This window comes from Streptomyces sp. NPDC055025 (assembly GCF_053608565.1).
This window is the reverse complement of sequence record NZ_JBSGVS010000020.1, coordinates 45,203-68,687: the sequence shown is the minus strand read 5'-3', so window position 1 is coordinate 68,687 and position 23,485 is coordinate 45,203. Positions and strand designations below refer to the sequence as shown.

Below are 23,485 nucleotides of genomic sequence, written 5' to 3'. Positions count from 1 at the left end.
ATTACTTGTTGGCGCCGAGCTCGATCGGCACACCGACGAGCGAGCCGTACTCGGTCCACGAGCCGTCGTAGTTCTTGACGTTCTCGACACCGAGCAGCTCGTGCAGCACGAACCAGGTCAGCGCGGAACGCTCACCGATACGGCAGTAGGCGACCGTGTCCTTCGCCAGGTCGACCTGCTCCTCGGCGTACAGCTCCTTGAGCTCGTCGTCCGACTTGAAGGTGCCGTCGTCGTTGGCGTTCTTGGACCACGGGATGTTGCGGGCGGTCGGGATGTGGCCCGGACGCTGCGACTGCTCCTGCGGAAGGTGCGCCGGGGCGAGCAGCTTGCCGCTGAACTCGTCGGGCGACCGTACGTCGACCAGGTTCTGGGTGCCGATCGCGGCCAGCGCGTCGTCACGGAAGGCGCGGATCGCGGTGTTCTGCGGCTTCGCCTCGTAGGTGGTCTCCGCGCGCTCCGGAACGGCCTCGACCAGGTCGCGGGAGTCCAGCTCCCACTTCTTGCGGCCACCGTCGAGGAGCTTGACGGAGTCGTGGCCGTACAGCTTGAAGTACCAGTACGCGTAGGACGCGAACCAGTTGTTGTTGCCGCCGTAGAGCACGACCGTGTCGTCGTTGGCGATGCCCTTGGCCGACAGGAGCTTCTCGAAGCCCTCCTGGTCGACGAAGTCACGGCGGACCGGGTCCTGGAGGTCCTTCTTCCAGTCGATCCGGACGGCGTTCTTGATGTGGTTCTTGTCGTAGGCCGAGGTGTCCTCGTCGACCTCGACGATGACCACCTTCGGGTCGTCGATGTGGGCCTCGACCCAGTCGGCGTCTACCAGGACGTCGCTGCGGCTCATGCTGTTCTCCTCCGGGGCAGTGTGCGGCGGGGTCATGCGTGTGATGCGGTGGCTTCCGGGCATGGCACGCATGGGACGGAAGCCGGCGTACGGCGCGGGACTGGCCCTGAGATACTCGAAGGGCCGCAAGACGGGACGCGGAAGTCCCGCTCAGACAGCGCGACAGAGCATGGCGGCGACGCGGCACAGGTCAACTGCCCGCCGCTTCGTGAAGTCCGCCTGCTGCCTCATACGTCCGATCGTAGGGACGTTCCGGTAGACATGTCACCGGCGTATCACATGGCGAGACACGATCATCCACGGAGTGAGACAAGTGTTCCGGTCATACGATGACCGCCGTCCCGCCCGGCGCTTCCGCCCGTCGGCCTTCTGAGGAGCGGACACCACCGTCTCGCCATCCGGGCATCCGGGCATCCGACGGCCAGCCCATCCCGATGTACGGCTGTCCGACCGGACGGGCCTAGCCCGCGAGCGAGACGTCCGTGCCCGTGCCGGCGAACTGGAGGCCGCTCTCCGAGGCGGTGATCCGGTCCAGCTTGATGGTGGACGGCAGTCCGTCGATCTTGAGGTCGTAGTCGATCACGTCCCGCACCTGATCGTTCAGACCCGGCACCGGCAGCTCGGGCAGGGTCTCGGCGCGCAGCCGGACCGTGTCGCCGCCCTCCAGCGAGACCGTGCTGTACGCCGTGACATCTTGGCCGTCCAGCAGCGCCCGCACGGAGGACGGCATGTCGATGCCCGCGCCGTCCAGCACGTCCGCCAGCCGCCCCGAGAGCTTGACCTGCCCCTTGGCGGCCCGCTCGGCGCCCGCGTAACCGACCGTCGCGCCCTTCGGCGCCGACTTCGCGAGATCCGCGTACGAGATACGCGCCGAGCCGCTGGCCTGGGCGGCGGTCGCGGAGGAGAAGCTGCTGTCGATCTTGACGTCCTTCAGCACGGCGCTGACCTCGGTCACCTGGACCTGATGCCCGTCGGCCGTGGCGCTGACACCGCCGAGGCCGATGTCGACCTCGTCCACCGAGGAGCCCAGGACCTGGGTGAGGAAGGGGAAGCCCTTGATGGAGACCTGGGGCTGGGAGCTGAGACCCTGGCTCGACCTGATCTTGTCGGCGATCTGACCCTCGGCGAAGTACACCGCGGCACGGTCCGCGGCGACGAACAGACCGCCGAAGACCACGACGAGTATCAGCAGTATTCGCAGTGCGCGCATTGCTCGGTGTCCCCCACCCTGTTAGGTGTCTGGCCTTGCTTGGTGTCCGGCCCTGTAGGGCGTCCGGCCCCGTAGGTGTCGGGCAGACGCCGATCGGACGCTGCCCATCGATCCCCGTGATCACCTTTGATCACTTTCGATCGCTCTGGCTTCCCTGACGATCGTGCGAGCGTAACGGTTCCCGGAACCGACCTCCGAACGCTCGGACCGGACCGTCCTCCGCTCCTCCTCCGCTCCTCCGGCGCTTCTCGGACGCTCCTCCGGCGCTCCCCCTCCGCTCCTCCGGCGCTTCTCGGACCTTCTCCGAACGGTCAGCCCAGCACGCGGCCCAGCAGATAGACGGCCGGAGCGGCGGCCGTGAGCGGCAGGGCCACTCCCGCCGTCATATGCACGAAACGGGACGGATAGTCATAGCTCGCGGCCCGCAGCCCGACCAGCGCGCAGACCCCGGCCCCGAGTCCCAGCAGCGCGCCCGCGCCGCCCAGATCCGTCATACCGCCGACCACCGCCCCGGCGCCCGTCGCGACCAGCAGGGCCACCACCACGGAGACGATCCCCGGCAGCGGCAGCGCACGCGCCACGGTGGCCACGGCGACCGCCACCCCGCCCACGACCACCGCGTCCGGCAGGGCCGCGAGATGTCCGGTGGCGATGATGGTGAGCGCGGCCGAGACGACGGTGGCCATCAGGCCCTCCATCCGCTCGTCGGCGCCCGCGCGGCTGCGCAGTTGCAGCACGACCGTGAGTAGCACCCACACCCCGAGGGTGCCGATGACCGCGGCCACCGCGTACTCGTCGTCGACGGCGAGCAGCGCGACATCGGCGGTGAGCCCGCCGAGGAAGGCGAGCGCGATGCCCTGTCTGGCCGGCCACATGCCGTTCAGCCGGAACCAGCCCGCCGCGGTGACCGCCTGGAGCAGCACCAGCGGGACGAGCAGCGCGTACGGTCCGACCGCCGCGCCCCCGGCCAGCAGCAGGCCGAGTACGGCGGTCAGGCCGGCCGGCTGCATACCCGGCGGGATGATCGGCGACCGGCCCTCGGCGCGGGCGCGCTGGGCGTCGGTGATCCGGGCGTTGCCCATGGTGGTGGGGGCGCTGTAGCCGTCGGCGGCGGCAGGCGTGGCAGCGGGGGCGGAAGCGTGTGCGGGGGCGGAAGCGGACGTGGCGCCGGTCAGCGCCGGACCCTGTCCCTGTCCCTGGAACACGCCCTGGGACGCGTACGGTGCCGGACCCGGACCGGGTGCCGCACCTGACGCCGCGCCGGGCCCCGCAGCGAGTCCCGCAGCGGGCCCCGCACCGGGAGTCCGACCCGGCACGGGCATCTCGGGCGGCAGCGGATAGGTGCCCTGCGTCCCCTGCATGCCCTGCGTCCCCTGCACGCCTTGCACCGGCAGATAGGCCGTCTCGGCGGCGGCAGCGGCCTGAGGCGCCTGCTGATACGGCTGGTGCGCCTGCGCCTGCCCCTGCCCCTGTCCCTGCGCCTGCCCTTGTCCCTGCCCCTGTCCCTGCGGATACGGCTGAGGCTGCTGGCCCTGCTGTCCGTACTGGTCCTGCTGCCACTGGAGACGCGGCTGGTACTGGGTGTCCCAGGTCTGGCCCTCCCAGGTCTGCGCGGCGCCCGAATCCTGGACCGGCTCCTGATACGCGGGCTGCTGCTGAGGGTGCTGGGGCTGCTGCGACTGCTGGGGCTGCCGCGGGTTGCCGTACTGGTCGTACTGGTCGCCGTACTGGCCCTGCTCCCCGTACGCGCCGTTGCCCCCGTGCTGGCCGTACGGATACTGCTGATCGTTGCTCATGTTGTGCGGTTCACCCTCCTGCGAACGGCGGGAGCACCTCGACCGTGCCGCCCTCGGCAAGCCGTACGGTCTCATGGCCACGCGTTCCCACGGGGTCACCGTCGACAAGGAACGAACACCTCTGGAGTACCCGCGTCAGCTCACCGGGGTGCTTCGACCGCACGGCGTCGAGCGCGTCGGCCAGGTTGTCGGCCGTATACGATTCCTCGGCGACTCCGGCCGCTGCCTTGGCCGCGGCCCAGTAGCGGATCGTGCCCGCTGCCATAGCGGCACTCCTTTCGTCGGCCTCCATGATGGCCGACGCCCCCGGCCGTTCCGGGTCCGGGCCTCCCTACGCGGGCCGCCTTCCGCGCTACCGCCGGATGTCCGCGCGCCCCCGCTCCCCGGCCGTCAGCCACTCCGCGATCCGTGCGAGCAGGGCCTCGTCCGCCGCGTTCTCGGCGTGGCCCATTCCGGGTTCGAGCCAGAGTTCCGCGGGTCCCGCCCCCGCCGTCGTGGCCGCCGCGGCGGCCAGCATGCGCGGATGGTCCAGCGGGAAGTACGGGTCACGGTCACCGTGTACGACCAGCAGCGGGGTCGGGGCGATCAGCGGGACCGACTCGACGGGCGAGAGCGGTACCGGATCCCACTTCCGGTGGTGGATACGCGTATGCAATCCGTACCGTCCGACGAGCCGTCCGGCGGGCCGTGTGACCACCCAGTGCAGCCGTCGCATCGGTGCCGTCCCCCGGTAGTACCAGCGCGCGGGAGCGCTTACGGAGGCGACGGCGTCGGTGCGCGCATCCGTGCGCCCCCTGTGCGACGCGGCATGGCGCAGCACCACCGAGCCACCCATCGAGAAACCCACCGTCACCACACGTTCATGGCCGAGCGAACGTGCCCATGCCACCGCCGCCGCCAGATCGAGCACCTCCCGGTCGCCGACCGTGGACCGTCCGCCGGAGCCCCCGTGTCCACGGAACGAGAAGGTCACGACCGCCGCACGCTGGGCGAAGACCCGCGCCGCCCGTCGTACGGCCGGCCGTTCCGCCGACCCGGTGAAACCGTGGGCCAGCACGATCGCGGTCCCGCCGCCACCCCCGGAATCCCGGGGGAAACCCGCCGTACACGGCTCGTACACCGCCTCGATGGGGACCCGGTCCACGGTCCTGAGAACCGCGCGCCGGGCAGTGGGCACCGTAGATGAATCAGATGATCTGCGGGATTGACCAGATGACGCGGTACACATGTGGGTTATTCTGCTGCGAAGAGGATCCGGGCAACGTAGCCCCCGGGTCCTTTTGTGTTTCCGGTCCGTTGTTACAGACAGATGACACAGCGGTACCGGGCAGTACCAAGCGGTAGTACTGAGCAGTGCGGTGCGAGCACCGCGCTACGGCACTACCGAGCAGTGCCGCATACGTCCTCGCAGGGACCGAGGAGGAACCGACGTAATGGGCAAGCAAACCACGCACGACCACTGTCCGACCGAACCGGCCGGGCCGGCCGCCGGGCCGACGACCGCACCGGCCATCGGACAGGCGACCGCACCGGCCGCCGCCCCCGCCATCGGACCGACCAGGGCAGGTGAGCGGCGATGAGCTCCCTGCTGCTCCTGACCAACGCACTCCAGCCCTCGACGGAGGTGCTGCCGGCACTCGGGCTCCTGCTCCACAATGTGCGGGTCGCTCCCGCCGAGGGGCCCGCCCTCGTCGACACCCCTGGTGCCGATGTCATCCTGATCGACGGCCGGCGTGACCTGCCGCAGGTCAGGTCGCTCTGCCAGCTTCTGCGGTCCACGGGACCCGGCTGCCCGCTGATCCTCGTCGTGACCGAGGGCGGACTCGCCGCCGTCACGGCGGACTGGGGGATCGACGACGTACTGCTCGACACGGCGGGCCCCGCCGAGGTCGAGGCACGGCTGAGGCTCGCGATGGGCCGCCAGCAGATCTCGTCGGACGACTCCCCGATGGAGATCCGCAACGGCGATCTGTCGGTCGACGAGGCCACCTACAGCGCGAAGCTCAAGGGGCGGGTCCTCGACCTGACCTTCAAGGAGTTCGAGCTGCTCAAGTACCTCGCACAGCACCCCGGCCGGGTCTTCACCCGGGCCCAGCTCCTCCAGGAGGTCTGGGGTTACGACTACTTCGGCGGTACGCGCACGGTCGACGTACATGTAAGGCGATTGCGCGCCAAGCTCGGTCCCGAGCACGAGTCCCTGATCGGGACCGTACGGAACGTGGGCTACCGCTTCGTCACCCCGGAGAAGGTCGAGCGGGCCGCCGAGGAGGCCAAGGCGAAGGCGACAGCTCCCGAATCCTCCCGTGACGAGCCCCGTGACACCTCCCGTCACGATCCCCGCCACGACCCCCGTGCCGAGCCGCGGCACGAGACGGCGGAGGAGCGCGGGCGTACGGTTTCGGCCACCGAGCGGGCTTCGGTGCGGGAACCTGCCGTACGGCCTGCCAAGCGGTAGGTCACCCCGCGTAGACTGCCGCGCGTGGCCAAGGTGACGCGGGACGATGTGGCACGACTGGCGGGTACGTCGACGGCGGTCGTCAGCTACGTCATCAACAACGGACCCCGGCCGGTCGCCCCGGCCACGCGCGAGCGGGTGGTCGCCGCGATCAAGGAGCTGGGCTACCGCCCCGACCGGGTCGCCCAGGCCATGGCCTCGCGGCGGACCGACCTGATAGGGATGGTCGTGCCGGACGCCCGGCAGCCCTTCTTCGCGGAGATGGCGCACGCGGTGGAGCAGGCCGCGGCCGAGCGCGGGAAAATGGTGCTGGTCGGCAACTCCGACTACCGGGACGAGCGCGAGGTCCACTATCTGCGGGCCTTCCTCGGTATGCGGGTGTCCGGGCTGATCCTGGTCAGCCAGGGCCCGAGCGAGCGCGCCGCCGCCGAGATCGAGGCCTGGGACGCCCGGGTGGTGCTGCTGCACGAGCGTCCCGAGGGCATCGACGACGTGGCGGTCGTCACGGACGACATCGGCGGCGCCCAGCTCGCCACCCGCCATCTCCTGGAGCACGGTTACGAGTACGTGGCCTGTCTCGGCGGCGTCGAGTCCACGCCGGTCGTCGGTGACCCGGTGACGGACCATGTCGAGGGCTGGCGGCGGGCGATGCTGGAGTCCGGCCGGTCGGTGGAGGGACGCCTCTTCAAGGCTCCCTACAACCGTTACGACGCCTATGTGGTCGCGCTGGATCTGCTGTCCGGCCCCGACAGACCCCCGGCGATCTTCTGCGCCACGGACGACCAGGCGATCGGTGTCCTGCGGGCCGCGCGCGAGCTGCGGCTCGATGTCCCGGGCGAACTGGCCGTGGCGGGTTTCGACGATGTGAAGGAAGCCGCGCTCACCGATCCGCCGCTGACGACGATCTCCTCGGACCGGCCGGCGATGGCGCGGGCCGCGGTGGATCTGGTGCTGGACGACGGGCTGAGGGTGGCCGGGTCGCGGCGGGAACGGGTGAAGCAGTTCCCGTCGGCGCTGATCGTGCGGCGCTCCTGCGGCTGCGCGTAGGGACGCCGGTCCGACCGCCGGCCTCCCGCGTAGGGACGCCGGTCCGACCGCCGACCTCCCGAGCAGGGGCGCCGGTCCAGCCGCCGATCTCTTTACATGGGGCATACAGGGTTTTGTTGGGCTTCTCAGAACGTCCTCAGCCGCTTCTCATCTCGCGCGCCGACAGTCGATCCCATGACCGACTACTACCGCAGCAGCGGCGACGCAGACAGCACGCAGCAGCCCACCGTAGGGTCCTCCGAAGGCTTCCCGGGCCCGGCGTACCCGCCGCCCCCCGCGTACGGTCCCCCCGCACCGCCGGTCCACCACGGCCACAGCGGCGGTCACGGCGACAGTGACGGCGACGACATCGCGACGGCCCATACCGCCACGGCGCACAGGGGCGGCAGGGCCAAGGCCCCGGTCGCACTCCTCGCGGCCGTGGCGATCGCCGCCGCGATCATCGGCGGCGGCACGGCCACCCTGGTCGGACAGCGCTCCGGCGACGGTACGAGCGGCGGGGACACGATCGTGAGCGGGACCACGGTCTCGCAGGTCAGCAAGGGCACGGTCGCCGGTGTCGCCCAGGCCGTGTCCCCGACGATCGTCGAGATCACCGCGAGCTCGAACTCCGGACAGTCCACCGGCTCCGGCGTGATCATCACGTCCGACGGCGAGATCATCACCAACAACCATGTCATCGCCGGTGCCTCGACGGTGCAGGCGCGGCTCAGCGACGGCAAGACCTACAACGCCCAGGTCGTGGGCACGGACGCGGACAAGGACCTCGCGCTCGTCAAGCTGAACGGCGCGAGCGGCCTCAAGACCGCCACGCTCGGCAACTCCGACCAGGTGGGCGTGGGTGACGAGGTCGTGGCGATCGGCTCCCCCGAGGGCCTGACCGGCACGGTCACCAGCGGCATCATCTCGGCGCTGAACCGGGACGTCACCGTCGCCAAGGAGCAGGACCAGGGACAGGGCCAGGGGCAGCAGCCGGGCGGCGGAAACTGGCCGTTCGAGTTCGGCGGGCAGCAGTTCAACGGGGACACCGGGTCCTCGAAGACCACGTACAAGGCGCTCCAGACCGACGCGTCACTCAACCCCGGCAACTCCGGTGGCGCCCTGATCGATATGAACGGCGAGATCATCGGCATCAACTCGGCCATGTACGCGCCGAGTTCCTCCTCGGTCGGCGGCGGCTCCGGCGCCGGGAGCGTGGGCCTGGGCTTCGCCATCCCGGTCAATACGGTCAAGTCGGATCTCGCGGCGCTGCGGGGCGGGGGTACGAGCTGAGCTGCGGGGCGGAGGTACGAGCTGACCGGTTCACGGCCGCGGTGGCCGCGAGGCGACCGCGGCCGCCGCCTCAGCCTCGGCCGTAAGAGGTGTGCGGCACGTAAGCGCACCGCGGCCGTGCGACGCTGATAACACCGGTCCGCGCCACGGAGCGGCGCCCCGCACGACCGACAGACCCGCACGACCGATACGGACCCGCGCGACCGGCAGACCCGCACGACCGACGGACCCGCGCGACCGGCAGACCTGACGAGATCCGACCCGACGAGACCCGACAAGACCCGACGATCCAGCGACGAGGACGAGGTGGAAGCGATATGAGTCCCGCCGAAGGCGATCCCCAGAGAATCCTGATCGTCGACGACGAACCCGCCGTACGCGAGGCCCTCCAGCGGAGCCTCGCGTTCGACGGGTACGGGACCGAGGTCGCCGTCGACGGTGTCGACGCCCTCGCCAAGGCCACCGCGTACACCCCGGACCTGATCGTCCTCGACATCCAGATGCCCCGTATGGACGGCCTGACCGCCGCCCGCCGGCTCCGGGCCGCCGGTTCGAAGGTGCCGATCCTGATGCTGACCGCCCGCGACACGGTCGGCGACCGGGTCACGGGGCTGGACGCGGGCGCCGACGACTATCTGGTCAAGCCCTTCGAGCTGGACGAGCTGTTCGCCCGTATCCGCGCCCTCCTGCGGCGCAGCTCGTACGCGACGACGACCGGCGAGCTGCCGGGCAACGACGTGCTCGCCTTCGCCGATCTACGGATGGACCTGACCACACGCGAAGTCATGCGGGGCGACCGGCGGGTGGAACTGACCCGTACGGAATTCACGCTGATGGAGATGTTCCTGGCGCACCCCCGGCAGGTGCTCACCCGCGAGCAGATCCTCAAGGCCGTCTGGGGCTTCGACTTCGAGCCGAGTTCCAACTCGCTGGACGTGTATGTGATGTATCTGCGCCGTAAGACGGAGAGCGGCGGAGAACCGAGGCTGGTGCACACGGTGCGTGGTGTCGGATACGCGCTGCGTGCGGACAGCGCGGGAGGCGGCGCGGGGAGTGCGGGCGGTACGGGCGGTTCGGGCAGTGCGGGCGGTACGGGCAGTGCGGGCGGTACGGGCAGTGCGGGCGGTACGGGCAGTGCGGGCGGTACGGGCAGTGCGGGCGGTACGGGCAGTGCGGGCGGTACGGGAGGAGCCGCGCGTGCCTCCGGACTCACCCCCGGCGGCTCGCAGGGCGGCACGCGAGGCGGCTCGCAAGGCGGCTCTCCCGGCGGCGGAAGCGGCGGCGCGGCGTGAGGGGTCTGATCCACCGGTTCCAGTCACTGCCACTGCGCTCCCGGCTCGCGCTGCTGGTCACCACGGCCGTCGCCGTCGCCGTCGCCGCGGTGGCCGTGACCTGCTGGCTGCTCACCCGTACCCAGTTGCCGAGCGAGCTGGACACCTCCCTGGAGAACACCTCCGCCCCGCCCAGCACGGTGCAGAACGCACTGAACAACTGCACCAGCGGCATCCCTCCCGAGTCCACGAACGGATCCGGTTTCGCCTATATCCAGGTGATCCTGCCCGACGGCACCCGGTGCGTCGCCCCCGACTCGGAGCCGGTGAAGGTGCGGGCCGAGGATCTCGCGGTCGCCAACGGCACCGAGCACACCTCGCTGCACGACAGCACCACGGACAGCGGCACCGAGGTCCGCGTCTTCACCCAGCGTGAGTCCCTGCGCCCCGGCGCCCCGATCGCCGTCTCCGTGGCCCGGCCCCTCACCGAGATCAACTCGGCCCTGAACCGGCTCGCCCTGCTCCTCACCGCCGTGGCCGGCGTCGGTGTCGTCGGCGCGGGCGCGGCCGGCCTCTGGGTCGCCAGGGCGGGGCTGCGGCCGGTCGACGGGCTGACCCGCGCGGTCGAGCATGTGGCCCGTACGGAGGACCTGACCGTCCGTATCCCGGTCGAGGGCGAGGACGAGATCGCCCGGCTCTCCCGTTCCTTCAACTCGATGACCGCCGCGCTCGCGTCCTCCCGCGACCGGCAGTCGCAGCTCATCGCCGACGCCGGGCACGAACTGCGGACCCCGCTGACCTCGCTCCGTACGAACGTCGAACTGCTCGCCCGCAGCGAGGACACCGGCCGCGCGATCCCGCCCGACGACCGCAGGGCGCTGATGGCCTCGGTCAAGGCGCAGATGACCGAACTGGCCTCCCTCATCGGGGATCTCCAGGAACTCTCCCGCCCGGACGCGACCGACCCCGGCCCCCTCCAGGTCGTCGCTCTCCACGACATCGTGGAGAGCGCGCTGGAACGGGCCCGGCTGCGCGGCCCCGAGCTGACCATCACCGCGGATCTGCGCTCGTGGTACGTACGGGCCGAACCGGCCGCGCTCGAACGGGCGCTGGTGAACGTCCTCGACAACGCGGTGAAGTTCAGCCCGCCGGGCGGCGCGGTGGAGGTCGCCCTGAGCGAACGCGGTGAACTGACCGTACGCGACCACGGCCCCGGCATCCCCGCCGAGGAACTCCCCTACGTCTTCGAACGCTTCTGGCGCTCCCCCTCGGCCCGCGCCCTCCCCGGCTCCGGCCTCGGCCTGTCGATCGTCGCCCGTACGATCCACCAGACGGGCGGCGAGGTGGCCCTCCGCCACGCGGCGGGCGGCGGCACGGTGGCGGCCATCCGCATCCCGGGCGCCCCGACACCCCCACCGGAAACCCCGTGAGCCCCCTGCCCCGGCCCCGGTGGACGCGGTAACGAACCCTGCGCCGCCCGAAGCCCCGCCCCTACGCCGGGGGAGACGCACAGGCGGGGCACGGGATCACCTACAGGCGAGATCTACCGACTGCGGCTGCTTGCTGCGACCGCCTGCTGCCACTGCTTGCTGCGACTACTCGCCATCCCCACCGCCCGGAGCCGGGTCGCGCGGCGCCTCGGGCGGCAAGGGCCCCGCGTCGTGCTTGCCACCGTCGTCCTCCGCCGTCACCAGGATGCTCACGCCCGCCGTGTCGCCGACTGGCACGTCCTCCAGGTGACGGAACGGGATGCCGCGCCATCCCTCGGCGTCCGGTCTGCGCGTCTCATATGTGTCGACGGTCTGAGCGCTCATCCACCGACCTCCTCTTCCGTGAAGGGTCACGCGCGCCGTACGGTCAGTGGCGTGACCGGTGAACCGCAGGGCTTGAGCCCTGCGGGTTGGTCACCCGCCCCGACCACTCGACCTGTCCAGGGTTCTCACCGGTCGGGGCGGACGTCTGGGCCCTTCGGTGCCCCGGGGTCCGAAGCGGCTTGCCCTCACGGCCCGGAGCGGCACCCGGCGAAGGGGCTGACCGAGGCAAGAGCCTGACCCCATCAGCCCGGACCGGACACGTCTGCCCGTAATCAAGACGTCCGGTCGGACGAGGGACTGTCCAACTGTCCGTCACGGAGGCGGTGGGCGTGCGGGAGTCTCCCCGCACGCCTTCACGTCATCCGTGCAGGGACAACGCTAGGACCGCGATGGCTCCAACTCCTAGGCGGTTCCACAAAGTTCTACGCACATCACTCCAACGCGTCGACCGCGGAAGTGATCAGAGCGCGGGCGTCGGCCCCGTAGACGGCCAGTCTGGAGAAGTTCCCGAACGCTTTGAGGTACTGCTGCACCTCACTCGGCACAGTGACGTTCACGCGCGCGGTGAGCAGCTCCGCTTCAGCCTTCTCTTCGTCGTACACACTGAACGTCTCGATCATCCACATGCGGCGCTCAGCAGAGAAGGGGATCACACCCAGCGAAACGGACGGGAATGCCATGGCCGACAGGAGATAGCCAAGCTGTCCGGCCATCGTCTCCGCGTTTCCGACACGGTGACGCAGCACCGATTCTTCGAGCACCAAGGCGAAGCGGTGGTTTCCCCCGCGCACCACTCGCGCAGAGCGGTCAAGCCGGGCCTCCACCGCATCGTTCACATCGTCGGGCGTCTCGTGGAACTCGCTGATGGAACGCAGCAGCGCAGACGCGTAGGCGTGGGTTTGAAGGACTCCCGGCACCACATTGGCGCAGTAGGTTCGGAAAACCTTGGTGCGCTCGTACAGGGGGAGGTATGACTCCTGAAGTTGCTTCAGTCCGGACCGCTGAACGCGTCGCCATTCGACGTACATGGTGTCGGCGGAGCGGGCAGCAGCGATCAGATCGGCGGCCTGATCATCAGCCCCACAGACACGGCACCACGCGCGAATGTCCTCCGGAGACGGAGGAGTGACCCCGTTCTCAATGCGCGAGACCTTGGACTTGTACCAACCAGCGCTCACGGCCACAACGTGGCCGGACAAGCCCGCATCCTTCCTGATCTCCCGAAGCCGGCCAGCGATGGCCTTCCGGGCTTCCTGAACGCTTGATGATGGGGACGCGGGCATGTCTCGGTTCGGTCCGTCAGATCCGGTATTCCTCGTGGGGCGTGGCTCGTTCCCACACAGTATCGAACGCTGATGCGCAGAACTTCGCCACGTCCGGCCGTTCGTCCAGCTCCGGCCCCGCTGAGCCGCCTTCGCCGGTGAAGTGGTTCCACATGATCAGTTGCCCATCGAACAACCAGAAATCGTTTCCCGGCAAGGCGAGATCCGAAGCCTCGCGACGTGAAAGCCACCGGACCAATTCACCAGCGGCAACGTTCTGGTACGTGCACCCGTGCTCGTACCTGATATAAGCGCTCACGGGCTCAGAGACGACACGGGCACGGCGGAACACGACCCCCCTGGTTGTCGCGTCGCGTACCCACGTGTGGAAATCGTTCCACCACGTGGTCGGGTCTGGATCGGGACGCCAGCCGTCGCGCCACTTGTCGAACTCGGCTGCCTCCTCCCCGATTCCGTACGAGTCGCGTAGCTCAAGGTGCACGGCCGAATGGCGAGTGTTGGCCAAGAGGTCAACGAACGCCAAGTCGGTCGGCGACATCGCATGCCTCCCTCAGCGCAGGCACCATACGGATCGGTACACGCACTACTGCTTCCGTCTCTGGGATCGGCCCGGTTTCGCAGCACTGGTTTAACAGCACCTGCCCGGCCTTCCAGCCTTGAATAACGATCTCTTCCGCTTCGTCATCCACCCAGGCCGTCGGGCACTGCGTCCCGTTGGTGTTGGGGTCCTTCGCAATGAACCGTAGCGCCATTACCATCGCCGCCTTCTCATGGGTTCCGATTGGTTCCACGAGCGTCGCCCGTACGGCGGTCCACGTCAAGTGGCACCAGCAGGGCGGGAATTCACGAAGCCGTTGCCTTGGGGGCGGATTGGTCCTGGAGGGGCGTGGGGTGCTTGTGGCGGAGGAGTTCGCGCGGGGACGGGCCTCCGCGTAGGCACCACAGCGCGATGACCGGGTCGCAGATGGCACAGCCGAGGGACGAGTCGTGGGCGAAGGGGATGATCGGGTTGCCCTTGAAGTGGTGGACCAGGTCCCAGGCGGTGTGCATCAGCCAGCCGATGCCGATGAAGGTCCAGGATTCCAGCCCGCGGTACGCGACGTAGGTGATGACCGCGGTGAAGACGAGTTCCCAGCCGCCGAAGCCTCCGCCGCTCAGATAGGCGGCTCCCGCCCCCGCCACCATGATCGCGTTGAAGCGGCGCCGGTGCGGTTCGCGGATCAGTGACATCAAGAGGGCGTAGACGACGCCGATCAGAATCGGCACGACGTAGGTCATGGCTGCGGAACCTTTTCTCGGGGTGCGGGACGTCCGTCCTGGGCCGTTTCCGAAGCTAACCGGCCGCCGCCCCGTCCCCCAGTGGCGTGAGTGACACCTTTCAACGGGATAGCGCCACGGCCCGCGCCCGGTATCCGGTGGAGGGGCCTGCCGTGCTTGCGGCGATGTTGCGGAGGCGGTCCCGGCAGTGACACGGCGGTCGCGGCGGTGACGCGGCGGGGCCCTTCCCAGCCGTGATGTGACGGTCGCCGTCCCGGGACGCCGTTCCAGGGGCATGTTGTTCCCGCAGGTCAGAGGGCGTTTCACCGTTCCAGCGTCCCGTTCTTCCCCTGGCTGGTTGCGGCCCGGACCGGCCAGCCCGAAAGCTGTGACCAGACAGCAGCACCGGCCTGGGAAGCACCCCTCGCTCAGGGAACGCTCCCTCGCCGTCGTCGCGCTTCCATCTCCACCGAGCCCCGCCGCCACCGGAACACCGTCCGGTGCGGGAGCGGGCCGGATCCGACCGAAACGGGAAGAAGAATCATGCTCAAGCACCGCATCCGCACCACCGCTCTGGCCGCCACCGCCCTCGTCGCCGCCCTGTCGCTGACCGCCTGCCAGAACACGAAGGACTCGGGCGCCGGCACTACGTCCGGTACGGGTGCCACGTCCGTCACGGGTGCCGCGGCGAATACGGGCACCACGTCGGGTACGTCCGCCGAGAACGCCGCCGCGGAAACGTCCAAGGGCTCCGATTCCAAGGGCTCCGCCGCGGAGAGCGGCAAGAACGGAAGCGCGGCGGGCGAAAGCACGGCGGGCGGCAGCAACGCCGCCTCCGGCGCCAAGGGCAGCGGCAACGCGGGCAGCGGCGACAGCAACGGCAGCAGCAGCGGCAGCGGCAGCGGCGACAAGAGCGGTTACGGGCAGGTCTGCGGCGCCAACGACATCTCCTGGAGCACCAGGGCCGAGACCCAGGCCGGCGGCTACATCCTGATCATCGCGAAGGCCAAGCCGGGCATCACCTGCGTCCTGCCCGCCGCGCTCCCCACGGTGGCCTTCGGATCCGACGGCACCGAGGCGGGCCCGGCGGAGCAGGCCGTCGGGCCGCAGATCACGCTGAAGCGCGGAGTCACCGCCTACGCCGGGGTGAACCCGAAGACCACCAACGACAACTGGGGCAAGGAGCTGAACAGCATCATCGTCGCCATCGGCAACGAGGACCCGAACCCGGTCTCCCTCCCGGTCGGCAAGATCCTCGTGGCGGACCCGATCGTCACCAACTGGCACACCTCCGCGGCAGACGCCGTCCCCTTCAGCTCCTGACCGCACCAGTGGCGTACGGACGACCCCCTGCGGCGGCACACCCAACGCCCGCAGGGGGTACGCCCGGTTCACCGCCCGTCACGCGCGACGGCTCCTCGCTCGTCGCCGGGGGCGCCGGGGGCGGCTGTGGCTGGTCTGGCTGTTCTGGCTGCTGTGACTGCTGTGACTGCTGTAACTGTTCTGACTGCGGGTCAGGACCGAGGGGTAATCGGGGTGGGCCGGTAGGTCCCGTGCCGCGTGGGGGCCGCCCCTCTGGGTTTGAGTTTCGCGATTGCGGGCCGGGCGTCAAGGGCGCTCCTTCGTCGCGTCGGCTGCGCCGATTCCGCTGCGCTCCACCCTTGACTCCCGTCCCTCCATCGCAAGTGCGGACAGGCGGGAGGGGCGGCCCGGGGGAAGGGGTCCCCGGGGGGCTGGGTTGGCGGTGCTGGTTTCTTTCCCGGCCTGCGGCCCGGTGGGCCCTGCGGGGCTGCGCGGCAGTGGAATGGGGCGGTGACGGCACCGGCTCAGCGACAGACCGTCCGCTGCTTGTTGGGGTTCAGTCCCGTATCTGGGATTCGTGGTCACGTGGCACCCCAAGCGCCAGGCGGACGAGCTGACGCCCTCGACGGCCCGGACGGGCCGGTGCGTGTGTCCTTTTTGCCGGTCAGGGACCTGTGAGGACGCTTCTCGCGTCACTAGGACGCAAGAGACGTCCGAAGGACGCAGCCGGACCCATCGCCACGCCATTCCCGGGGAAGTAGGCATGGCTAGCCACAGCGGTGCCCTATATGCACCTATTTGGGAGGGCGTTGGGGGCTGCCATGAGGCGGACATGTGTCCTCAGTTGCGTTAGACGGGTCCCAGAGCACAAACAGGCCTTCAACTGGCCCATCCGCTTCCGCTACAGACACACCCACCCCACCAACCACCCACCCCAGACACGGGACTGAACCTCAGCAAGCAGCGGACGGTCAGTCGCTGAGCCGGTGTCGTCACCGCCCCACTCCACTGTCGCGCAGCCCCGCAGGGCCCACCGGGCCGCAGGCCGGGGAGGAAACCAGCACCCCCAACTCAGCCCCCCGGGGACCCCTTCCCCCGGGCCGCCCCTCCCACTGATCCGCACTTGCGATGGAGGGACGGGAGTCAAGGGTGGAGCGCAGCGGAATCGGCGCAGCCGACGCGACGAAGGAGCGCCCTTGACGCCCGACCCGCAATCGCGAAACTCAAACCCAGAGGGGCGGCCCCCGCGTGGCACGAAACCACCCGGCCCACCCCGACTACCCCTCGGTCCGTACCGGAAGACAACCACCCCACCCCAGCCACCCCCGCCACCCCACCCCCCACCAACTCCCCACCCCCGACAATTCATTTGTGCGAGTGTCACAGGCCTGGCATACGCTGCGAGCAGTAGTGGCCGCGCCCCGTCTGCCGTCCTCATCAACGGTGTCGGAAGCCGCGCGGCCCGACTCAGCACCCGGCCCATCCACCGGGTCTCTTTGTGGGGGTAAAAATCAACGTGCGTACGCGCACCCTGTCGACCGCGCTCGCGGTCCTCATCAGCTCGTCGGCGCTCGCCGTCGGCACCGCGGGTTCGGCTGCCGCCGACTCCGCCGCGGCCCTTCCGATCACCTCGTACGGCGATCTCGCCGTGGACGGTGTCCACAAGCGGGTCTATATCAGCGACCCGGCCGGCGGCAAGGTCGTCGTCACCGACTACGCGGGCAAGCTCGTCACGACCGTCCCGAATCTTCCCGGCGTACGGGATCTGGCGATCACTCCCGACTCCGCCACCGTCTACGCGGCCGTCCCCGGCGACGACAGCGTCGTCGCCATCGCGACCTCCACCTCGACCGAGGCGACCCGGTTCGCGATCGGTGAGAACACCGACCCGCAGACCCTGGCCGTGGCCGGCGGCCGGGTGTGGTTCGCGTACGGGCAGCAGCCCTCGCACCACGTGGGTTCGTTCGACCCCGCGGCGGCCACCCCCGAGGTGGTCCTCGACCAGCTCCCCGACCGGTCGTGGTACGACGCCCCCGAGCTGGAGTCCGCCGGGAACACCCTGGTGTTCGGTCACCACGGCACCTGGTCGGGCCTGGCCGTGTACGACGTCTCCACGGGCGCCCCCGTCCTGCGCAAGGAGGGGATGCCGCCCGAGGCCGCGAACTACATGAACGACTTCGCGCTCAGCGCGGACGGCAAGAAAATCGTCGCCGCGTCGGGCGAGTCCCCCTACGCGGCCACCGCGATCAACGCCGACGACCTCACCCGTACCGGCGGCTACCCCACCGAGGCCGGCGGCCCCACCTCCGCCGCGATCGCCCCGGACGGCACGGTCGCCCTGTCCACGTTCGCCTGGTACGACAAGGACGTCTTCGTCTTCAAGCCCGGTACGACGAAGCCGTACCGCACGTACACCTACGCCCAGTCCGCGTCCGGCGGCGACACCATCGCCAACCAGGGACTGGCCTGGGCCCCGGACAGCAGCAGGCTGTTCGTCATCTCCTCCGGGCAGGAGAAGCTCTATCTGCGCGTCCTGGAGAACGCCGCCCGCTACCCGGTCACGGTCGGCGTGTCCGCGCCCGCGAAGGCGACGCGCGCCAAGAAGATCACCGTCACCGGCAAGCTGACCTCCGGCAAGTCCTTCCCCGCAGGCTCGAAGGTCACCGTCGTCCGTACCGACATCGCCTCTCCCAAGGGCAAGTCGCTCGGTACGAAGACGGTCAGCTCCTCCGGCGCGTTCTCCTTCACCGACGCCCCGCCGGCGGGCGGCAATGTCATCTACACCGCGCAGTACGCGGGCGACACCACGCACGCACCCGCGTCGGGCAAGGACACGGTCGCCGTCTCGCGCACGTCGACCGCCCTCTCCCTCAACCGCAACGGCTCCGTCTACTCGTACGGCGCCGATGTCTCCTTCACCGCCCACCTCGGCAAGACGTACTCGAACCGCGTCGTCGAGCTCTGGGCCGACCCGGCCGGCGGCGACAAGCCCAAGAAGCTGCTGAAGAAGGGCAAGGTCAACTCCAAGGGCGATCTGTCCGTCACCGTGGACATGACCCGGGACACCTCGGTCACCGCCGTCTACACGGGCGACACCCGCTCGGGTCCGAAGACCGTGAAGTCGACCGCGTACGCCAAGGTGAAGGTCTCCACGTCCGTCTCCAAGCACTACAAGACGGGCAAGATCGGCTCCACGTCGTACTACTGGTTCCACAAGAACACCGACCCGGTCCTGACGACGTCCATGACGTACTACAAGGGCCGTGCGCAGCGCTTCCAGCTCCAGGTCTACTACCAGGGCACGTGGTACGACTCGGGCTCCGAGTACTTCGCCCTGGCCACCAACGGGAAGTCCGCGGTCCAGCTCGGGGCGCCCGGCGAGGCCGGTATCCGCGCCCGTATGCGCTCCTCGTACATCAACGGGTCCTCGGGCGACACCGTGAACGCGACGACGCACGGGGCGTGGAAGTACCTGTACTTCACGAAGTAACGCCACCGGTTCCTGAGGCCGGGTCCCACGCGCGGGACCCGGCCTCGGGGCTTCAGGCCCACCGGCCTGACCCGCCTCACGCCCCTACGCCCCCGCCGCGTACCGCCAGAAGTCCCGCATCAGGTCGGGCGGGGTCGGGCCGGACATCGCGAGCTGGCTGAGCAGGACGGTGACCGTGCCGGTGGACGGGACGATGTGGGCCGTCGTTCCCGTACCTCCGACCCAGCCGTAGCGCCCCCGTACGTTCCAGGGGTCGATCGGCTCGATGTCGACCGAGCCGCCGAAGCCCCAGCCCTGGCCCTCCAGGAACAGCTTGCCCGCGTCGCGCTGGGCCGGGGTGAGATGGTCGGTGGTCATCAGCCGTACCGACTCGGGTGTCAGATACCGGCGGCCGTCCGCACTGCCCCCGGCCAGCAGCATCCGGCCGAAGGCCAGCCAGTCGTCGACGGTGGAGACCAGACCGCCGGCGCCCGACGGGAAGGCAGGCGGGCTGCTCCACTGTCCGTCGGGCGCGTCGACCAGTACGGGGCGGCCCGCAGAGGCGTCGGTGAGGTCGTCGGTGGAGTCGTCGGCGGGGGCGTCGGCGGTCCCGCCCGCCGGATCGTCGGAGGGGGTGTCGGAGGGGGCGCCCGCCGGATCGTCGGCGGGACGGTAGAAGCTGGTGAACCGGTCGAGCTTGGCGGGCGGTACGTGGAATCCCGTGTCGCTCATACCGAGGGGTTCGAAGATCCGCTCCGCCAGGAACTCGGACAGCGGGCGGCCCGAGACCCTGGCGATCAGCACGCCCTGGATGTCGGAGGTGGTGTTGTACAGCCAGCCCTCGCCCGGCTGGTGCAGCAGCGGGATACGGGACAGCTCCGCCATCCACGCGTCCGGCGGCGCGACCTGCTGCGGCTGCGGCGCCCCCTGCTTCAGATCGCTGAACAGGGGAGCGAGCGCCGGGAGCGAGAAGTCGGCGGGGAAGCCGTACCCGGCACGGGCGGAGAGCAGATCGGCGACGGTGATCGGTCTGCCGGCCCGTACGACGTCGTCGACGGGGCTGCCCGGCGTACGGACGACATACGGTTCCGCCAGCTCCGGCAGCCAGGGCGCGACCGGATCGTCCAGCGCGATCCGGCGAGGGCCGCCGGCCCCGTCCTCGATCAGCATCATGACCGCGGCGGCGATGACGGGCTTGGTGATCGAGGCGATACGGAAGATCGTGTCCCTGGCCATCGGGGCGGTGCCCTCGATGTCCACGGAGCCGGCCTCCTGGACCTCGACCCGGTCGCCACGGGCCACCAGGGCCACCGCTCCCGGCACCGGTCCATCGCTGATGTGCTTGTCCAGAACGTCGCGCAGTTCGCTCATCGGTCCACCTTCTCGGTCCACCTTCTCGGTCAGCCGTCTCGGCCCGCCGTCTCGCCCGCAGCCTCAAGTGTGCGGTCGGATGTGCGGTCAGAAGGAAGACCCGAGCCGTGGCCCGAAATCATCGGTCACCGAGAAGCAGTGCGCGACGCCGTCGATTCAGTGCGCGATGTTGTCGATCAGCTCACGCGCTCCCTGCCGCAGCAGCGAGACCGCCACGGACGTCCCCAGGGTCGCCGGGTCGAGCGGGCCCGCCCACTCGTGCGCGTTGAGCACGGTCTTGCCGTCGGGCGTGAAAACACACGCGCGCAGGGAGAGATCACCGTTGCGCTGAGCCTGGGCGTATCCGGCGATGGGTGAGTTGCAGTGGCCCTGGAGGACATGGAGGAACATCCGTTCCGCCGTGGTCTCGCGGTAGGTGTCGGGATCCCCGAGGCCGCTGATGATGTCGATGAGGACGGTGTCGTCCTCGCGGCACTGGAGAGCGAGGACCCCCGCGCCGATCGGCGGGCACATCGTCTCCGGCGAGAGGATCTCGGTGATCACGTCGGTGCGGCCGATGCGTTCGAGGCCCGAGACGGCCAGCAGGATGGCGTCCGCCTCGCCCGCGGCGAGCTTCTCCAGACGGCGGTTGGCGTTGCCGCGGAACGGGACGCACTCCAGATGCGGGTGCGAGGCGGCGAGCTGGGCGACGCGGCGCACCGAGGAGGTGCCGATCCTGGTGCCGGCCGGGAGTTCACCGAGGGTGAGACCGCCGGGGTGGATGAGGGCGTCGCGGATGTCGTCGCGCTTGAGGAAGGCGGCGAAGGTGGTGCCCGCGGGCAGCGGACGGTCCGCCGGGACGTCCTTGACGCAGTGCACCGCGAGGTCCGCCTCGCCGGAGAGCAGGGCCGCGTCGACCTCTTTGGTGAAGGCACCCTTGCCCTCGACCTTGCTCAGGTCGCCCATCCACTTGTCGCCGGTGGTCTTGACCGGGATGACCTCGGTCGCGATGCCCGGGTGGAGCACGGCCAGCTCGGCGCGGACACGCTCCACCTGGGCGAGGGCCATGGGCGAGTCGCGGGAGACGATACGGATCAGCTCAGGGGCGGACATGGCGTCCACGATAGACCGTCGTAACCGCGCTCCCGCGGCCCGCCCGCCCCTGCCACCCGAGGGCGGCGGGGGCGGGGGCGGGCGCGGGCCGGACCGTACGGGGCGGTGCCCGGCGGTCAGCCGTTGTGCCGGATCAGGGATTCCACCAGGCCGGAGCGGGTGGCGGGGAAGTCCAGCGGTACGATCCCGAGCCCGCGCCAGCCGCTCGCCTCGGCGCCGTCGAGGAACGTATGTACCTGCGGGTTGAGCCGGTCGGAGTTCCAGCGGGGCGGCAACAGGGCCGCCGTGCTCACGTAATTGATGAACATCTTGCCGGGCTGCTGGGCGGCCTTGCGGAAGTGGGCCTCGATCTTGGGGTACTTGGCGAAGGGTTCGGCCTGGTAGTCGTCCTGGATGTCGAACAGCGAGCCGTCCCCGTACCGCACACCGGGCAGTCCGCCGTTGTCCGCGAGCAGCACGACCCGGCCGCGCGCCGCGCCGAGCGTGGGCAGCCCGCCGCCGTCCAGCCGGAAGAGGGAGCGCCAGCCCTTGCCGTCGAGATAGGTGTCGAAGATCCGCCGGAACTCGGCGTCGCTCTCCCCGGAGTACTCCTGCTTGAGCCGCATCAGTACGGTCTCGGAGGGGTGGTCGCGCAGGAAGTCCCGGCAGGCGCCGAGCACATCGTCGAAGTTCAGGTTCTGGTAGTACGCGGCGTGGTGGATGCTGAACGCGTTGTCGAAGGCGCGGCAGCGTACGTCCAGGAAGCGGATGCCGCTGTTCAACTGCGCGGCGACGGTGGTGTTCTGGCAGGCCACCCACAACCCGCCGACCTGCGCGCCGGAGTTGTGCGTACCGGGGATCGTGAGCCGCTGCAAGGGCGTGGCGTCCGCGAAACCGCCCATCCAGTCCTGGGGCGCGAGCGCGCGCCGCGACGCGGCGACGGCGGGGGCCGCGCCGATGAGGGCGGTGGCGGAAACAGCGAGCGCGCCGGTCAGAAAGCCGCGGCGCGTACCGGTATGGGTGCTCATACGAGGGTGCCTCCGTCTGCTGTGGGGGGTCAGCCCTCGGATTATGTCCGGTACACGTCACGCGCGGAACAGGGTGGAATGAACGGTGGCGGAATGATCGGAACGCACCGTGGAGGACGGCGAGCCGGATCCCGCCACCTTCGATCCCGGCCACGCTCCAGGGCGGGACCGCGAAAGCCAGGGAGCCGCGGCCCATGGCACCACGTGGTGTCACTCGATGCGCCAGAGCGGCCATGACTCCGCATAGCGCCACAGTGACACACCTCGATCCCACAAGATTTCCGCAGGTCACGGCCGTCTAATCCATCCCGACCCACAATCTCTCCCCACACGGGCTTGCACATGGCGCCACAGTGATGCCATTATGGCGTTATGGACCTCACGCCGTATGTCGACAACCTCCGCCGCGAACTCGCGGTGGCCGCCGAAGCCGGCGGCGAAGAAGCCCGCGAGCTGGCCGAGCGGCTCACCGCTCCCCTGGAGTCGGCGACCCGCCTGGCGATGCTCAATGTGCTCTCCGCCGCGATGGACGAGATCACCCGCGAACTCGCCCCGGGCTCGGTCGACGTACGACTGCGCGGGCTCGACCCCGACTTCGTGGTGACGCGGCCGGCGGGGGACGAGGCGTACGGGGCGTACGGGGACAAGAGCGGGCCCGCCGAGGCGTACGAGGCACCGGCACCGGCACCAGCCCTGGCACCGGCCCTGGCGGCACCCGCCGACGGCGACGACGGCGGCACCGCCCGGGTCAACCTGCGACTGCCCGCCCACCTCAAGGCGCGCGCCGAGGAAGCCGCGAGCCGCGAGGGCCTGTCGGTCAACGCGTGGCTGGTACGAGCCGTGTCGGCCGCGGTCGACGGCGGCACCCGGCCGCGTACGGCGGAGAAGACCCGTACCACCCGCACCGCCGGACAGAGCTTCACGGGCTGGGTGCGCTAGCCCAGCCCAGCCCAGCCCGATCCTTCGCAGCCCACTTCACTCACACCGCACCGCACGCA

General features: G+C 70.0%; 20 protein-coding genes and 1 pseudogene. 8 read left to right on the top strand and 13 right to left on the bottom strand.

The window, feature by feature from the left end; translation table 11 throughout:
* Position 1 precedes the first annotated feature (1 nt).
* The 5 genes from ACWGDX_RS14820 to ACWGDX_RS14800 all read right to left on the bottom strand — a co-directional run bounded on the left by ACWGDX_RS14820 (position 2) and on the right by ACWGDX_RS14800 (position 5,075).
* On the bottom strand, positions 2–841 hold the full coding sequence (locus ACWGDX_RS14820; protein ID WP_453625600.1) for a sulfurtransferase: 840 nt from the start codon (positions 839–841) through the stop codon (positions 2–4).
* Positions 842–1,301: 460 nt separating this feature from the next.
* Complete coding sequence (locus ACWGDX_RS14815) at positions 1,302–2,051, bottom strand: LmeA family phospholipid-binding protein (RefSeq protein WP_453625598.1); 750 nt, start codon at positions 2,049–2,051, stop codon at positions 1,302–1,304.
* 311 nt (positions 2,052–2,362) lie between these two features.
* Positions 2,363–3,847, bottom strand: a complete 1,485-nt coding sequence (locus ACWGDX_RS14810) for a hypothetical protein (protein WP_453625596.1) — start codon at positions 3,845–3,847, stop codon at positions 2,363–2,365.
* Between the two features lie 10 nt (positions 3,848–3,857).
* Positions 3,858–4,112 (bottom strand): MoaD/ThiS family protein, encoded by a 255-nt coding sequence (locus ACWGDX_RS14805; RefSeq protein WP_363083219.1) that lies wholly within the window; start codon positions 4,110–4,112, stop codon positions 3,858–3,860.
* 87 nt (positions 4,113–4,199) lie between these two features.
* The gene (locus tag ACWGDX_RS14800) at positions 4,200–5,075 is read right to left on the bottom strand and encodes an alpha/beta hydrolase family protein (protein ID WP_453625594.1); all 876 of its coding nucleotides are present in this window, start codon (positions 5,073–5,075) and stop codon (positions 4,200–4,202) included.
* 348 nt (positions 5,076–5,423) lie between these two features.
* Between ACWGDX_RS14800 and ACWGDX_RS14795 the strand changes: the two genes are divergently transcribed.
* The 5 genes and pseudogenes from ACWGDX_RS14795 (at position 5,424) to ACWGDX_RS14775 (ending at position 11,322) form a co-directional block, all read left to right on the top strand.
* On the top strand, positions 5,424–6,302 hold the full coding sequence (locus ACWGDX_RS14795; RefSeq protein ID WP_453625592.1) for a response regulator transcription factor: 879 nt from the start codon (positions 5,424–5,426) through the stop codon (positions 6,300–6,302).
* Positions 6,303–6,326: 24 nt separating this feature from the next.
* On the top strand, positions 6,327–7,349 hold the full coding sequence (locus tag ACWGDX_RS14790) for a LacI family DNA-binding transcriptional regulator (RefSeq protein ID WP_453625590.1): 1,023 nt from the start codon (positions 6,327–6,329) through the stop codon (positions 7,347–7,349).
* 174 nt (positions 7,350–7,523) lie between these two features.
* Positions 7,524–8,621 (top strand): S1C family serine protease, encoded by a 1,098-nt coding sequence (locus ACWGDX_RS14785; protein WP_453625588.1) that lies wholly within the window; start codon positions 7,524–7,526, stop codon positions 8,619–8,621.
* 317 nt (positions 8,622–8,938) lie between these two features.
* A pseudogene (locus ACWGDX_RS14780) lies at positions 8,939–9,673 on the top strand (response regulator transcription factor); the annotation flags it as partial.
* A gap of 236 nt (positions 9,674–9,909) precedes the next feature.
* Positions 9,910–11,322, top strand: coding sequence for a sensor histidine kinase (locus ACWGDX_RS14775; RefSeq protein WP_453625586.1), 1,413 nt, complete (start codon positions 9,910–9,912; stop codon positions 11,320–11,322).
* Between the two features lie 165 nt (positions 11,323–11,487).
* Here the strand turns inward: ACWGDX_RS14775 and ACWGDX_RS14770 are convergent, their stop codons facing one another.
* The 5 genes from ACWGDX_RS14770 to ACWGDX_RS14750 all read right to left on the bottom strand — a co-directional run bounded on the left by ACWGDX_RS14770 (position 11,488) and on the right by ACWGDX_RS14750 (position 14,267).
* Entirely contained in the window at positions 11,488–11,706 is a 219-nt protein-coding gene (locus ACWGDX_RS14770) for a hypothetical protein (RefSeq protein WP_383037716.1), read from the bottom strand.
* Positions 11,707–12,137: 431 nt separating this feature from the next.
* A complete protein-coding gene (locus tag ACWGDX_RS14765; protein WP_453625584.1) occupies positions 12,138–12,989 on the bottom strand; it encodes a helix-turn-helix domain-containing protein in 852 nt (283 codons plus the stop codon).
* Positions 12,990–13,005: 16 nt separating this feature from the next.
* A complete protein-coding gene (locus tag ACWGDX_RS14760; protein WP_453625582.1) occupies positions 13,006–13,527 on the bottom strand; it encodes a DUF6879 family protein in 522 nt (173 codons plus the stop codon).
* Positions 13,499–13,780: a hypothetical protein gene (locus ACWGDX_RS14755; RefSeq protein ID WP_453625580.1), complete on the bottom strand. Its 282-nt coding sequence runs from the start codon at positions 13,778–13,780 to the stop codon at positions 13,499–13,501. The genes ACWGDX_RS14760 and ACWGDX_RS14755 overlap by 29 nt, the downstream gene beginning before the upstream one ends.
* A 52-nt stretch (positions 13,781–13,832) precedes the next feature.
* Positions 13,833–14,267: a DUF6010 family protein gene (locus ACWGDX_RS14750; RefSeq protein ID WP_383037725.1), complete on the bottom strand. Its 435-nt coding sequence runs from the start codon at positions 14,265–14,267 to the stop codon at positions 13,833–13,835.
* Positions 14,268–14,789: 522 nt separating this feature from the next.
* On the opposite strand from ACWGDX_RS14750, the gene ACWGDX_RS14745 reads away from it, so the two are divergent.
* Both ACWGDX_RS14745 and ACWGDX_RS14740 read left to right on the top strand, forming a co-directional pair.
* Positions 14,790–15,569: a hypothetical protein gene (locus tag ACWGDX_RS14745; RefSeq protein ID WP_453625579.1), complete on the top strand. Its 780-nt coding sequence runs from the start codon at positions 14,790–14,792 to the stop codon at positions 15,567–15,569.
* Positions 15,570–17,064: 1,495 nt separating this feature from the next.
* The gene (locus tag ACWGDX_RS14740) at positions 17,065–19,038 is read left to right on the top strand and encodes an Ig-like domain repeat protein (protein WP_453625577.1); all 1,974 of its coding nucleotides are present in this window, start codon (positions 17,065–17,067) and stop codon (positions 19,036–19,038) included.
* A gap of 84 nt (positions 19,039–19,122) precedes the next feature.
* Here the strand turns inward: ACWGDX_RS14740 and ACWGDX_RS14735 are convergent, their stop codons facing one another.
* The 3 genes from ACWGDX_RS14735 to ACWGDX_RS14725 all read right to left on the bottom strand — a co-directional run bounded on the left by ACWGDX_RS14735 (position 19,123) and on the right by ACWGDX_RS14725 (position 22,487).
* The gene (locus ACWGDX_RS14735) at positions 19,123–20,388 is read right to left on the bottom strand and encodes a serine hydrolase domain-containing protein (RefSeq protein WP_453625575.1); all 1,266 of its coding nucleotides are present in this window, start codon (positions 20,386–20,388) and stop codon (positions 19,123–19,125) included.
* Between the two features lie 156 nt (positions 20,389–20,544).
* Complete coding sequence (hemC, locus tag ACWGDX_RS14730; protein ID WP_453625573.1) at positions 20,545–21,480, bottom strand: hydroxymethylbilane synthase; 936 nt, start codon at positions 21,478–21,480, stop codon at positions 20,545–20,547.
* Positions 21,481–21,596: 116 nt separating this feature from the next.
* A complete protein-coding gene (locus ACWGDX_RS14725) occupies positions 21,597–22,487 on the bottom strand; it encodes a phosphatidylinositol-specific phospholipase C (protein ID WP_453625571.1) in 891 nt (296 codons plus the stop codon).
* 372 nt (positions 22,488–22,859) lie between these two features.
* Between ACWGDX_RS14725 and ACWGDX_RS14720 the strand changes: the two genes are divergently transcribed.
* Positions 22,860–23,426: a hypothetical protein gene (locus ACWGDX_RS14720; protein WP_453625569.1), complete on the top strand. Its 567-nt coding sequence runs from the start codon at positions 22,860–22,862 to the stop codon at positions 23,424–23,426.
* Positions 23,427–23,485: the final 59 nt, after the last annotated feature.

Coding starts and splice junctions, on each gene's coding strand:
- ACWGDX_RS14820 (WP_453625600.1), bottom strand. CDS start 841: ATGAGCCGCAGCGACGTCCTGGTAGACGCCGACTGGGTCGAGGCCCAC.
- ACWGDX_RS14815 (WP_453625598.1), bottom strand. CDS start 2,051: ATGCGCGCACTGCGAATACTGCTGATACTCGTCGTGGTCTTCGGCGGT.
- ACWGDX_RS14810 (WP_453625596.1), bottom strand. CDS start 3,847: ATGAGCAACGATCAGCAGTATCCGTACGGCCAGCACGGGGGCAACGGC.
- ACWGDX_RS14805 (WP_363083219.1), bottom strand. CDS start 4,112: ATGGCAGCGGGCACGATCCGCTACTGGGCCGCGGCCAAGGCAGCGGCC.
- ACWGDX_RS14800 (WP_453625594.1), bottom strand. CDS start 5,075: ATGTGTACCGCGTCATCTGGTCAATCCCGCAGATCATCTGATTCATCT.
- ACWGDX_RS14795 (WP_453625592.1), top strand. CDS start 5,424: ATGAGCTCCCTGCTGCTCCTGACCAACGCACTCCAGCCCTCGACGGAG.
- ACWGDX_RS14785 (WP_453625588.1), top strand. CDS start 7,524: ATGACCGACTACTACCGCAGCAGCGGCGACGCAGACAGCACGCAGCAG.
- ACWGDX_RS14770 (WP_383037716.1), bottom strand. CDS start 11,706: ATGAGCGCTCAGACCGTCGACACATATGAGACGCGCAGACCGGACGCC.
- ACWGDX_RS14765 (WP_453625584.1), bottom strand. CDS start 12,989: ATGCCCGCGTCCCCATCATCAAGCGTTCAGGAAGCCCGGAAGGCCATC.
- ACWGDX_RS14760 (WP_453625582.1), bottom strand. CDS start 13,527: ATGTCGCCGACCGACTTGGCGTTCGTTGACCTCTTGGCCAACACTCGC.
- ACWGDX_RS14750 (WP_383037725.1), bottom strand. CDS start 14,267: ATGACCTACGTCGTGCCGATTCTGATCGGCGTCGTCTACGCCCTCTTG.
- ACWGDX_RS14745 (WP_453625579.1), top strand. CDS start 14,790: ATGCTCAAGCACCGCATCCGCACCACCGCTCTGGCCGCCACCGCCCTC.
- ACWGDX_RS14735 (WP_453625575.1), bottom strand. CDS start 20,388: ATGAGCGAACTGCGCGACGTTCTGGACAAGCACATCAGCGATGGACCG.
- hemC (WP_453625573.1), bottom strand. CDS start 21,480: ATGTCCGCCCCTGAGCTGATCCGTATCGTCTCCCGCGACTCGCCCATG.
- ACWGDX_RS14725 (WP_453625571.1), bottom strand. CDS start 22,487: ATGAGCACCCATACCGGTACGCGCCGCGGCTTTCTGACCGGCGCGCTC.
- ACWGDX_RS14720 (WP_453625569.1), top strand. CDS start 22,860: ATGGACCTCACGCCGTATGTCGACAACCTCCGCCGCGAACTCGCGGTG.